Source organism: Xanthomonas graminis pv. graminis (assembly GCF_030168915.1).
In the GTDB taxonomy this organism is placed as follows: domain Bacteria; phylum Pseudomonadota; class Gammaproteobacteria; order Xanthomonadales; family Xanthomonadaceae; genus Xanthomonas_A; species Xanthomonas_A translucens.
In genome coordinates this window covers 3419325-3432082 of sequence record NZ_CP076255.1, presented here as the reverse complement: position 1 = coordinate 3432082, position 12758 = coordinate 3419325, and the positions used below count along the sequence as shown (strand labels likewise).

10 protein-coding genes are annotated in these 12758 nt (G+C 61.1%); 3 read left to right on the top strand and 7 right to left on the bottom strand.

All coding sequences use genetic code 11. From position 1 onward, the window contains the following. Positions 1-22: 22 nt before the first annotated feature. From KHF85_RS14870 to KHF85_RS20680, 6 genes are all read right to left on the bottom strand, one after another. Positions 23-883 carry a gamma-glutamyl-gamma-aminobutyrate hydrolase family protein gene (locus tag KHF85_RS14870; protein WP_284567250.1) on the bottom strand — a complete coding sequence of 287 codons (861 nt, stop codon included), beginning with the start codon at positions 881-883 and terminating at the stop codon, positions 23-25. Positions 884-900: 17 nt separating this feature from the next. After that, positions 901-1941: a fatty acid desaturase family protein gene (locus tag KHF85_RS14865; RefSeq protein ID WP_284567249.1), complete on the bottom strand. Its 1041-nt coding sequence runs from the start codon at positions 1939-1941 to the stop codon at positions 901-903. A gap of 25 nt (positions 1942-1966) precedes the next feature. After that, complete coding sequence (locus KHF85_RS14860) at positions 1967-3289, bottom strand: O-acetylhomoserine aminocarboxypropyltransferase/cysteine synthase family protein (protein ID WP_345782185.1); 1323 nt, start codon at positions 3287-3289, stop codon at positions 1967-1969. Next, positions 3289-4443: a 2-aminoethylphosphonate--pyruvate transaminase gene (locus KHF85_RS14855; RefSeq protein ID WP_284567248.1), complete on the bottom strand. Its 1155-nt coding sequence runs from the start codon at positions 4441-4443 to the stop codon at positions 3289-3291. Before KHF85_RS14855 ends, KHF85_RS14860 begins: the two co-directional genes overlap by 1 nt. Positions 4444-4819: 376 nt before the next feature. Next, positions 4820-5443, bottom strand: a complete 624-nt coding sequence (locus tag KHF85_RS14850; RefSeq protein ID WP_284567247.1) for a hypothetical protein — start codon at positions 5441-5443, stop codon at positions 4820-4822. Then, the gene (locus KHF85_RS20680) at positions 5371-5727 is read right to left on the bottom strand and encodes a serine hydrolase (RefSeq protein WP_409976712.1); all 357 of its coding nucleotides are present in this window, start codon (positions 5725-5727) and stop codon (positions 5371-5373) included. The genes KHF85_RS14850 and KHF85_RS20680 overlap by 73 nt, the downstream gene beginning before the upstream one ends. 206 nt (positions 5728-5933) lie before the next feature. On the opposite strand from KHF85_RS20680, the gene KHF85_RS14845 reads away from it, so the two are divergent. Beyond that, positions 5934-8021: a phosphocholine-specific phospholipase C gene (locus KHF85_RS14845; RefSeq protein WP_409976620.1), complete on the top strand. Its 2088-nt coding sequence runs from the start codon at positions 5934-5936 to the stop codon at positions 8019-8021. Between the two features lie 491 nt (positions 8022-8512). Here the strand turns inward: KHF85_RS14845 and KHF85_RS14840 are convergent, their stop codons facing one another. Then, positions 8513-10837 (bottom strand): TonB-dependent receptor family protein, encoded by a 2325-nt coding sequence (locus KHF85_RS14840; protein ID WP_284567245.1) that lies wholly within the window; start codon positions 10835-10837, stop codon positions 8513-8515. A 299-nt stretch (positions 10838-11136) separates the two neighbouring features. On the opposite strand from KHF85_RS14840, the gene rimK reads away from it, so the two are divergent. Together rimK and KHF85_RS14830 are read left to right on the top strand one after the other, a co-directional pair. Beyond that, the gene (rimK, locus tag KHF85_RS14835) at positions 11137-12030 is read left to right on the top strand and encodes a 30S ribosomal protein S6--L-glutamate ligase (protein WP_284567244.1); all 894 of its coding nucleotides are present in this window, start codon (positions 11137-11139) and stop codon (positions 12028-12030) included. 339 nt (positions 12031-12369) lie between these two features. Continuing rightward, positions 12370-12750 (top strand): hypothetical protein, encoded by a 381-nt coding sequence (locus KHF85_RS14830; RefSeq protein WP_284567243.1) that lies wholly within the window; start codon positions 12370-12372, stop codon positions 12748-12750. Positions 12751-12758: the final 8 nt, after the last annotated feature.

Below are 12758 nucleotides of genomic sequence, written 5' to 3'. Positions count from 1 at the left end.
ATTATGCAATGTTGGACAGGCTTCAATCCATTGCCTTATAGAAGGATGCCGAATTGCTTCCGACATGCCGCCTCGCTTCATATGCCTGGCACGCATCGCCAAAGAGATGGAATATCTTCTGACTTACGGGATCGTGTCCGACATGCCATTCGGGATGCCATTGTACTCCGAGCTGAAAAGTCGAGGAGCGGCAGGAAATTGCCTCGACGACGCCATCGTCGGCTATGGCCTCGACTCGAACCCCGGGCGCCGGCTCGGTCACTCCCTGGTTATGAAGCGAATTAACTTGGAGCCGATCATTTCCCTGTCCGAGGATATCGGCAAGTATTCCGTCGGACACGATCCGAATTCCGTGCGATGGCAGATACTGCTGATCGCGGGGTACGTTCATGGGCTCGCTGTGCACTATGCCGAACTCCGTGGCCGGCAGATGTGTCACAAGCGTTCCGCCTTGCTGAACATTCATTTCCTGCAACCCGCGGCAAATGCCGAGGACTGGCATATCCAGCTCTCTTGCGATCGACAACGCGACGCACGACAGGCGATCCCTGGGCCGGTCTCGTTCCCCAGCGATAACGTCGTCGTCGACACGGTCCCAACGGCGCTGTCGTCCATCAAAAATGTCTGCATCGAGATTTGATTCGTCGCCAGTCAAGACTAGGCCGTCAAGACGATGCATCAGGTAACGAAATTTTCTAAGGCTTGTATCCCAAGGAAGATCCCCGTCTACAGTCGGAAGAATGACGCATTCGACAGCAGCGTAGGTATCAAGGGCTTCAATGTAGCGTCGTCGCAACCTGTCACGATGAACGCCATCATCGATATGGCGATTTGATGTCACTCCAACAACAGGTCGAATCACGCAATCGGAAACATGTTCCATTGTGGATGTGCTCCTGATCATTTGCGCAGGCTGATTTCGTAGAGGCGACGGTTCCGATCAAGCAATTGCGAGATCACGCTCGGCTGGCCCTGCGGGCCGCGCGAAAATAGACCTCCCCAGGATTTTCCGATATTGGCATATATTGGGTCGCGCATTCGGATGTTCTGTGCTTTCTTTAATAGCCAGAATGGGACCCCCGGCGAAAGATGGTGCTCAAGATGGTACTCGTCGTAATTGACGCCGAACAATAAGCGTTCTATAAATCCGCCCTTTCTATTCCTTGTCAAATAAACATTCTCCACCTCGCTTTCACACATGGGCGAGTGCTCAGCCAGCTCGGTGAACCAACCCAACACCTGAAACGTGGTGAGATAAGGGATTAGCCAAAAAAGCACAAGCAGATGTAGAGCATTCGCTGCGGTAAAGCCGGCAACTGCCACGATCCAGAATGCCGCGAAACCGTACGTGTCGATAAGGACGCCCCACTTGTCGACGCTCTTCTCTCTATCTCCCGAAACAAAGAATCGGTTGCTCCAAAGATAGCTCAAGTAACGAAACGTGGCCCCACCAAAGATCGCTTTCCAGAGAATAAAGGATTTGTACTCGCGCGGCTCGCGAACCGTATAAATCCCCGATTTGATAAAGAACTTCAAGTCGGGATCTTGCTCCGGATCGCCAAGGTGCGGATGATGTAGATAGACATGGGACACGCGATATGCCCAGTGCCGCTGGAATATAGGGTAAGCGGCGAACGTCGTCCCGAGGAAATTGTTCCATACTCTATTCTTTGCTAGTATTCGGTGCGCCGCATCGTGCGAGATCGTCGTCAACCCGCGCTGGTGCGCGCCGATGATTAACAATGCCAATGGGTAAAGCCACCAGCTGAGTTGAACCGTCGCAACTGCGCAGGCCACCATTACTGTATAGTCCTTGATTATGTATAAAGCGCCGGTTATATTGTCGGGACGCAAGCTAGCCAGCTCGCGCATGATTTCGCGAGAAAAATGGAATGTGTCGAATCGCTTATTTCTGAGCGCCCAATTTTTCTCTTTTTCCATGATGCTTCTCCAGGCTAATTAGCCATTAAACGGCATCAAGACCGCGCTTTATATCATCAAGTATGTCATCAACGTTCTCTATGCCGACGCAAAGGCGGATCGACCCATCAAATATTCCGGCTGCCTCACGCTGAGTTTTGGGGACGGTAGTATGGGTGGTCGAGACCGGATGCGTCACGAGTGTGCGTGCATCCCCCACATTTGAAACGTGATACATGAGACGGATGTTCTGCACGAATTTTCTGCCTGCAGCCTCATCGTCTAACTCGAACATGATCATTGCGCCGTAGCCGACTTGCACGTCGACCATTTCATCTACGAGGTCTCGGTCGCGTCCAACAGCAAGGCCAGGATACGAAACGCGTCTGACCTTGGGATGACCTGCTAGGAAACTGGCAACCGACGCAGCGTTCTCGCAGTGACGCTGCATGCGCAGGCTTAGTGTTTCCAGACCTTGTATCAGCTGAAAGCTTGCGAATGGGCTGATCGCCGCGCCTGTATCGCGAAGCCAAGTCATACGTGCTTTCAAAAGATAAGCACTATTCCCTAAGTCATTCAAGAGGCGCACAGCATCTCGCCAGCATATGTCGCCATGCGCCTCGTCAGGGCCATTTAGCAGTGGGAAGCGGGGGGCATCATCAAAAGCAAAATTTCCATTGTCGACGACCAGTCCTCCCAGTGTGGTGGCGTGGCCACAGATGTACTTCGTTGCCGAGTAAACGCTGATTGCGGCGCCCAGCGCCCCGGGCCTGCACACAAGAGGCGTTGTCGTGTTGTCAACCACGAGGGGAATGCCGCGCGCCTTGCCAATCGCGGCAAGCTCCGATACCGGTAACGGAATGACGCAGGGATTAGAAAAGACTTCGCCGAATAACGCGATGGTCCTGTCATCGATCTGCCGCTTGAAGGATTCTGGTTCTTGCGGGTCAGCAGATCTTGCCTCAATCCCTAAGCGCTTGAAGGTATTGAAAAGCAAATTCCAAGAATTCCCGTATAGATACTTCGATGTAACCACATTGTCGCCCGGTCGGCCACTGCACAAGTTCACCAGCGCAAGAAAGGTGGCGGCTTGTCCGGAAGCCACGGCAAGCGCATCCGCTGCGTTATCCACTTCGGCGTATCGGCGCTCGAGGACGCGGGTGGTTGGATTGATGATCCGCGTGTAGGTAAAACCGTCGCGCTTGACATTGTAGATATCCGAGACGGCGGCCAGATCATCATCGAGCTCATAAGCCGTGGTCTGATAGATGGGAACGGCAATGGCGTTGGTGACTGGATCGTGCCGATAACCTGCATGCAGAAGGGCTGTTTCCAGCGAAAGGCTTTTCTCGTGGGTGCGATATGAAATCAGGCCGCTCCGCTTTCAAGCTCAGGATTGTCAAGTGCCGCTTCTACCAGGCGGTGTTTGTGGTCTTCGAAAAACTCACGAAACGCCGTCGCCAGAACGAGTATCCATGCCGGCTTGATTGCGCCGATGCAGCCGATTCTGAAGCTTCGCGTTTGAAGATGGAATTTTGCATATATGTAGAGGTTGTATCTGACAAGATGCCGATAGAATTCATTGAAATCCTCCTCGGTATCAATCACTCCTTTCGCGGTGAGCGCCAGACACACCGGAGACCGCGCCCTCGCACTTAGTAACGGAACAGCGTATCGCTCCGTTGCGCGAATGATCTCTTCTCGCACCAAGCAGTACCGCTTTCTGCGGTTGGCCACACTTTCAAGGGTCAACAGTTCGAGTGCCTTGGCGCATGCCTGTACCACATGAGTAGGAGGCGTTGATCGCCACTCTCCTGTCTCCTCAAGGGTTTTCCACTGGTCGCGAACATCTAAAACGAAAGAATTGACCGGATGTGTTTTTTTTCTTTTCAGCAGGGCCAACTTGGCTATTACTAACGAAATGCCAGGCGGACCTTCGATGCACTTATTACTTGAAGTCACAAGGACGTCGAAAGGGGAAATTTTGACACTGATATCAACTGCGCCAAAAGAACTCATTGCGTCGACGATCGTAACGACTCCGTATCGCTTGGCCAGCTTGACGATTTCATCAAGTGGATTAATGACACCGGTGGTCGTCTCGCAATGAACGAAGCAGATGTGGGTGATCGTGCGATCTTTTTCGAGATAATCCACTATCTCGGCGACCGAAAGCGGCTTGTCGCTAGGAACCTTCATGCTGGCAGCCCGTATTCCGCGTAGCTGAAGTATCTTCAGCATACGCTCGCCATACATGCCGTTTATGCATACAAGCGGTTTATCGGACTGACATATAAATGTCGCCAACGCTGCTTCGATGCCGTAGGTTCCACTGCCTTGAATGGGGATGACCGAATGTGACTCCTGCCCTTCGACTAGGTTGATCGCCAGGTTACGCATCGAGGCGGTCGTGATCCTAAAGCTTTCGTCCCTTGAGCCCATGTCGAATTGCATCTGTGATTTTACTTCGTCGCGCAAAGCCAACGGACCCGGTGTCATTAAGAAATATTTCTCTGGACACATATGGAAATCTCAGTATGTATAAAATTGGGAAATATAATGCGGTGCGTTCACATAACCTATGGCTAGTGATGGTGACGAAGCTAATTGATCGACGATCGGTTCGTTTTGTTTCGTATTTTATTTTTATAAAATATTTATCTATACAATCCGCGGTTTATCTGTCGATTCGGATAATACCCGCCTAATGAGCTGAAGCAAGGTGATTTAGCCGAAACGCACATGAAATTTAGCTATAAAGCTTAGGTCGCGATTATGCGTTGATCTTTATCTAGTTCCAGCTGAGATATCCATCCAGGAATGGTTTGATCAGCTTTGTGGGGTTCACCCCGTTATAACGAATCACCTGCGAGAGGGCAGGTCTGACCCTGAAGAGTGGTCATGTCGAAGCGCAGGAGGTCAGTATCTTTTTGCGGGAGGTGGGGGGCATGTCCGCGGTCTGGACAAAGCCGCTCACCCAGGCCACGCGCAAGGCGATGCCGACCGCGCGATCGGCGACGCTGTGCCGGCTCACGTTGAGTTCGGCCGCCTCGCCGAAGTCGTCGGTTTCGGTCGGCGGTGCGTCGGCGCAGGCCCGGAAGGTCTTGGTGTTCGAGCCGGTCCAGATACGGGCCTCCACCGTCCAGCAAGGCAGTTTCTCGCCCCACTCGGTGAACGTCAGCGCGACCATGGGCCAGTCCAGGCGACCGGCGTAGGCGCCCGTCTTCTGCGCGAACAGCGTGGCCAGTGGCAAGGGGTAGAGCAGCAGCGTCAGCGCTCCCTGGAACATCCGCTTCGCGGCGCTCGCGTCGTGCTGCAAGGTGTCGATGTCGGTCTCGAAGCTGGCCATGACCGGCTCAAGGTAGCGCCGGGCCTCGGCCAGGAACTTGGCCTCCTCCGGCGTCGCCGCTTGCTTGTCCAGGTGCGACCGCAGTTCATCGATCTTCTCGCTCATGGCGGCCAGCAGCGTCTTCGGCTCGGGGCATCCGGGCTTGGTGACCAGCTCGTTGCGCAGCTTGCCCACGAACGCGACCTCAGAAAGCGCTTGTCGTAGACGCGGTGCGCGGCCTGCATCAGGTCCTGTGCATTGCTGAAATACCCGCCGGCCGCGGCGATGCAGCCCGACCTGTCGTAGATGCAGCGCTCGGGCGGCGATAGCGTCCGGTAGGAGGGAACCGTGGTCGGCGCGGTCGCGGTCGCCGGGCCGGTGCCGGTATGGCGCAGCTCCAGCGGGTCCAGGACCAGGCTGCGGACCGCGTCCGCGAAGGGCATGCCGGCGACCGCTTCGACGATCGCGTAGACGACGATCCAGTTGGCGAAGATGTAGTCGAACTTCGCGCCCGGCTCGTGTGCTGGAGCCTACCAGCGCATCGCCCATTGCATTCCCATCGCGGCACCTGCCGATCCTTGCGCGCGCCGCGCCGGTGCCAGCGCCAGCGCCTGTCAAACCCGCTTCATCTGCGCCATCTACTCTGACCGGTCAGTGAGCGCAAGCTCTTCGCCGGTCTCTCCCCGTGGTCGAACACAGTCGTCGTCGTTTCCTCACCCGTGCGTCCCTGGCCCTCGGCGCCGGGGCGGTCATGCCATTGTTGCCAGGCGCCATCCGCAGCGCATTGGCGGTGCCGCCGGCGCGGGTCACCGGCACCGTGCAGGACGTGCAGCATGTGGTGATCCTGATGCAGGAGAACCGCTCGTTCGACCATTACTTCGGTTGCCTGCGCGGCGTGCGCGGTTTCGGCGACCCGCGGCCGTTGCATCTGCCCAGCGGCCGCCCGGTCTGGTACCAGCCCGAGGCCGGTGCCGGCGATCGCTATGTGTTGCCGTTCCGCCTGAACGGCCAGACCAGCAGCGCGCAGTCGATGGAGGGCCTCGACCACCACTGGAAGGGCTCGCATGAGACCTGGAAGCACCACGACGCGTGGATCGCGCAGAAGACGGCGATGACCATGGGCCATTTCCAGCGCGAGGACCTGCCGTTCTACTACGCGCTGGCCGACGCCTTCACCATCTGCGACGGCTACCACGCCTCGCTGTTCGGCCCGACCAATCCCAATCGCATGTACATGTTCACCGGCACCAGCGGCCTGAGCGTCGGCAACGCTGGCGAGCAGGCGGTGAACAATCTCGACGACGCCAACTGGACCGCCGACATGGCGCGCGACAACCCGGCGTTCCCCGGCTATACCTGGACCACCTATTCCGAACGCCTGCAGCAGGCCGGGGTGAGCTGGCAGGTCTACCAGGAATTCGACAACTACGGCGACAACAGCCACCCGTACTTCGCCAATTTCCGCAATCTCGACCGCAGTTCGCCCTTGTACCAGCGTGGTCGCGCGATCGTGCCGGGTTCCACCGCCGACAACGCCAAGGCTTCGCGCGGCGAGCACCTGCTCGCAGCGTTCGAACGCGACGTGCGCAGCGGCAACCTGCCGCAGGTGTCGTGGATCGTGGCGCCGTACCTGCTCAGCGAGCATCCCCAGGGCACGCCGGCGTATGGCGAATCGCTGAGCGCGCGCCTGCTGGAGACGCTGGCGGCCTCGCCGGAGGTGTGGTCCAAGACCGTGTTCCTGATCAACTACGACGAGAACGACGGGTTCTTCGATCACGTGCCGCCGGCGCTGCCGGCGATCGATCCGGCCATCGGCACCAGCAACGTGGATCTACGTGGCGAGGACTACCATGGTGTTCCGGTCGGCCTCGGTCCGCGCGTGCCGATGCTGGTGGTGTCGCCGTGGAGCCGCGGCGGCTGGGTCGATTCGCAGGTGTTCGACCACACGTCGGTGATCCGGTTCCTGGAGCGCCGCTTCGGCGTCGCCGAACCCAACATCAGCCCGTGGCGCCGCGCGATCGCCGGCGACCTGACCTCGGCACTGGATTTCGCCGGGCACGACGGCGCCCGCGTCGCCTTGCCGGACACCCGCGACTTCATTGCCCGGGTCGACGCGACCGCGGCCTTGCCGGCGCCGCAGCGACCCGCGCAGCAGGCCTTGCCGGCGCAGGAGCCGGGCCAGCGCCCGGCGCGCGCGCTGCCCTACGATTTCGATGTGCGCCTGCAGGCGGGGCCGCAGCAACCGACGTTGCGCATGCTCAACCGCAGCACGGTCGGCGTCGCGCTGAATGCCTATGCCGATGGCGGCAGCGCCGGCCCGTGGTTCTATACGCTGGCGGCGGGCAGCGAATTGCACGATGCGCGCGACTGGCGCGGCGCGGCCGCCGATCCCGGCTATGCGTTGCGCGTGCACGGCCCCAATGGGTTCCTGCGCGAGTTCCATGGCGACGGCGTGGCCGATGTCGGGCTGCAGGCCGATGCCGACTACGACGTCGCCAGCCAATGCATGCGGCTGGAGCTGCGCAATGCCGGTGCACAGGCGTGCCGGCTGCAGATCCGCGATGGTTACCGCGATGGGGCGGAGCAGACACTTGAACTCGCGGCTGGCGCTCGCCAGGTGATGCGTTTTCCCTTGGCGGCGCAACATCATTGGTACGACCTGGAGATCGCGAGTGCGTCGATGCCGCAGTGGCGGCGGCGCCTGGCGGGGCATATCGAGACAGGCCGTCCGAGCATGAGCGATCCGGCGATCGGCCGCGCTGTCGCCGGGTAGCGGTCGGTCCATTCAATAAGCGGCATCCAGGCTGTGTGTCGCGGCTGAAGCCGCTCCTACAAGAGCGCAGCTTTTGGCTCTTGTGGACGCTGCGCCGGCCTTTGGCAGCGCAACATCATTGGTACGACCTGGAGATCGCGAGTGCGTCGATGCCGCAGTGGCGGCGGCGCCTGGCGGGGCATATCGAGACCGGCCGTCCGAGCATGAGCGATCCGGCGATCGGCCGCGCTGTCGCCGGGTAGCTGTCGGTCCATCGATAGGGCGATGTCCGTGGCCGTGTGTCGCGGCTGAAGCCGCTCCTACAAGAGCGCGCAGTGTCGGGGCTCTTGTAGGAGCGGCTTCAGCCGCGACTGGCCTCAATGACGCCACGCACTAATGAAAAAGCCGCCAGATGGCGGCTTCATGCGTGCGGTTTTGCACCGCGCAAACGCAAGGCGCCGCCGCTGCTTCCGCAACGGCGGCGCGATCGCCTTCCTTGGCGCTGCGTCAACTCAGAACTTGCCGCTGAAGGTGACGAAGAACTGGCGCGGCGCGCCAGCCATCAGCGTCTGGTTGTAGCCGTTCGGATCGGTGACCACATAGCCGTTGGTGCCGACGGTGGCGAAGTAGCGCTTGTCGAACAGGTTGGTGACGTTGGCGCTCAGGCCCAGGTTCTGGAACATGCCGACTTCGCCGAAGTCGTAGCCCGCGCTCAGGTCGAAGCGCCAGTAGCTCGGCACCGACGAGTCGTTGAGGTAGCTGATGTAGCGGCGGCCGGTGTACTTGCCGTCCAGCGCCGCGTGCCAGCCGGCGTTCTCGTAGGCCAAGCTGCTGGAGAACATCCACTCCGGGATGCCGACCACGCGCTTGCCCGAGGTCGGCACCACGCCGCTGTTGAGGGAATTGCCCTGGTAAGCGGAATCGAGGTAGTTGTCCTGGTAGGTAGAATCGTCGTAGGACAGCGAGTTGAGCCAGCGCAGCTGCGCGATCGGGCGCCACATCACCGCCAGGTCGGCGCCCTGGCTACGCACCGAGCCGACGTTGTTGAGCGTGGCCGCGCAGGTCTGGATCGCGCTGCACGGCGAGGTCACCAGCAGGCGGTCGTCGAAGGTGGTGTGGTACAGCGCCAGCGACGCCTCGATGCCGTCGCCGCGCACGCGGTAGCCCAGTTCGTAGGTCTGCGCGGTCTCCGGCTGCAGCGAGTGCTTGATCGTGTCGAACGCCGCCTGCGACTCCTGGAACGGGCTGAAGCCGAAGCCCGCCATGTTCTTGTTGTAGGACGCGTAGAGTTCCTGGTGCTCGTCGAGCTTGTAGTTCACGCCCACCTGCGGCAACAGATCCGAATCGGCCTTGATCTCGCCGGCCGCGTACGAGGTGGTCGGCACCAGCGACTGCGAGGTGGCGTCCACCTGCAGCTTCTTGGCGCCGAAGTTCACGGTCAGGCGGTCATCGAGCAGGCGCAGCGTGTCCTGCGCATAGAACATGCGGGTGTCGGTTTCGTAGTGCTGGGCGAAACCGCGTGCGAACAGGGTGCCGGATTTGTTGAAGTAGTACAGGTCGGTGAACGGGCCATCGAGCAGGAAGTAGTTGCGCTCCTGCACGGTCTTGGCGTTCTGGTACCAGCCGCCGATCTCGATCTCGTTGCCGGCGACGGTGAAGTTCAGCGACGCGGTGACGCCATGCCGGTTGAGGCGATAGTCGGTGGTGCGCATCGACAGCGGCACCGTGGCCGAGGACGCCAGGTACGGCGTGGTCCATTGGCCTTCGCCGTTGTTGTCGTGGTAGTAACCGGTCAGGTTCAGCGTGGCGTTGCCGCCCAGGTTGAACGCGCCGCTGAGCGCGGCCAGGTTGTCGTCGCGCAGGCCGGCGCCGGAGTAGTAGGTGGCGTCGGCCTTGCCGTAGTCGGCGGGCAGGGCGTTCAAGGACGCCGGGTAGCTGCCGTTGCCGTTGAGCGCGTTGGCGATCTGCGCCGCGCTGTTCCAGTCCGGCATCAGGTAGTCCCAGTCCCAGCCCAGCGCTTTTTGCGAGGTCAGCGACAGATCCATGATGTCGTATTCCTTGCGCTTGGAGCTGTCCAGGAACAGGCTGACGCGGTTGCCGTCGCCCCACTGGTACAGCGCCTTGACGTTGGCCTGGTTGTACTCGTTGTTGCCGTAGCCTTTCCACTTGTCCACTTCGCCGTGCACCAGCGAGGTGTACATCGAGAAGCCGTTGATGTCGCCGGTGTCGCCGCGCAGGTAGGTGCGGCGGGTGGAATCGGAGCCGAAGGTCTGGCTGAAGCGGATGCCCGGCGTGGCGTCCGGATCGTCTGAGTAGTAGCGCACGGTGCCGCCGAGGTTGCTGCTCGAGGCGGTGCCCAATGCGCCGGCGCCCTGCGACAGCTCCACCGAGCCGACGTTCTCGGAGATGATCGCGCGGGTCACCTGCAGGCCGTCGCTGACGCCGTAGCTCATGGTGCCCAGCGGCACGCCGTCCAGGGTGAAGCCGAGCCGGCTCTGGTCGAAACCGTGCAGGCTGATCGCGGTCGACCACTCGTAGGAACCCCACGCATCGGCCGACTGGAACTGCACGCCGGGCAGCTTGTCCAGCACCTTCAGCGCGCTGGTGCCGGGGGCGGTGGTGCCGAGGTCCTCGCGGGTGATGCGCTGCACCTGGCGGGTGGTGCCGGTGGACACCACGGTGATCGCATCGAGCATGGTCGCATCGCCGTTGCCGGCGGTGGCCGTGGCCGCGGCGTCGGCCGGTGCGGTCTCGGCCACCGCGGCGAAGGCCGGCAGCGCGGATGCGACGGCGAGCACCAGCGCATGCAGGCGCAGGGTTGTGGAGGAGGGGGTCATCGGAATTCACCAAGATAAAATGAGGGAGGCGTCGGGACCCAGCGTGCGATGCGTGACGGCCAACACACGGCCTGTGCGGCCCGCTCGCCACGATGCAACGGTTTTGTGAACGTTTCGGGGCGGTTCCGTGTCAGGTGTGGGACAGCGTGTCTGCAGATACCCATGGCCGAGCGGGCATACCAAGGCCGCTTACGTGCCGCCGCCACGGTCGCGCGCGAGAACGATCGGGCATGGCAGCGCCCCCGCAGCGCCGACGGCGCAACGTATGATGCCGGGCCAGCCACCGCCGTCGCGCCTCGATGAAGCTTGCCATCCTGTCCCGCAACACCAAGCTGTATTCGACGCGGCGCCTGGTCGAGGCCGGCCGCGAGCGCGGGCATACGGTGCGCGTGCTCGACCCGCTGCGCTGCTACATGCGCATCGCGGCCGGGGCCTTCACCATGCATTACAAGGGCAAGCCGATCACCGGCTACGACGCGGTGATCCCGCGCATCGGCAATTCCGTCACCCGCTACGGCACCGCGGTGCTGCGCCAGCTGGAGATGATGGGGGTGCGCACGCCCAATCCGTCCGACGCGATCCTGCGCGCGCGCGACAAGCTGCGCGCGCATCAGCTGCTGGCGGCCAAGGGCATCGACATGCCGATGACCGTGTTCGGCGATAACCCCGACGACACCGGCGATCTGCTGTCGATGCTGGGGCCGCCGCCGCACGTGGTGAAGTTGAACGAAGGCACCCAGGGCACCGGGGTGATCCTGACCGAGAAGACCAGCGCCTCGCGCGGCGTGGTCGAGGCGCTACGTGGTCTCTACGCCAATTTCCTGGTGCAGGAATTCATCGGCGAGGCCGAAGGCGCCGACCTGCGCTGCTTCGTGGTCGGTAATCAGGTGGTCGCGGCGATGCGCCGTCAGGCGCCGGAAGGGGACTTCCGCTCCAACCTGCATCTCGGCGGCAGCGCACAGTTGGCCACCGCCAGCCGCAGCGAGCAGGAGGTGGCGGTGCGTTCGGCCAAGGCCCTGGGCCTGGGCGTGGCCGGGGTCGACCTGATCCGCTCGCGGCGCGGCCCGCTGGTGCTGGAGGTCAACTCCACCCCCGGCCTGGAAGGGATCGAGGCGGTGTGCGGGCTGGATATCGCCGGCAAGGTCATCGAACACCTCGAAGCTAGCCTGATTCGAAAGAAATCAGTGGGTTAGGCTGATATTCGCGTCTGCGTTCTGGCTTAACACGGCTTTAATTCCCACCTGCGTATGCTTTGCCGGACCGCAGCTCTGCCCTCCTCAGCAGGAACGGTAATCGGGATATATTTTCGGCCCAAGCGGCGTCGCCGCTTGGGCCTTTTTGTGCGCGCAGGTCGGTGGCGGCGACGGTGCACCGAAACCCCGCTGCGCGCAGCTTGCGGCCCCGCTCGCGGGGCGGCTACAGTGCGCTCACACCGCCAATCGCGCAGGGATGGGATGCAGCAGGTGATCGGTCTGAGACTGGGGATGGCGCTCGCGTGCAACGCGGTAGCGGCACCGAAAGGTGAGGCGCCCATGAACGTGAAGAAATCGTTCGCACAGCAACTCAGTACAATTCGTCAGCCGTTGGACGATGGCAAGACCTACTCCGAACGCGGTGCAGAAAATCGCAGCAAGGTGGAAGCCGCGCTGTCGCGCATGGCGACGGTGCTCAATTCCCATCCCCACGTCGATACGCTGCGCAAGGAAGACAAGGTCGTGCTGTTCAACGATCAGGAAACGGTCAACACGCTGCTGTCCAAGGCGTCGTCGGACAGCCGGCTGATCTGCAGGCGCGAAGCGGTCATCGGATCGCTGAGCACCACGACGCAATGCAAGACCGTGGCGGAACGCCGCCGCGACAACGAGGATGCGCCGGAATTGATGCGGCGCACTCCAACTGGCAAGTACGACTGACGGGGTAA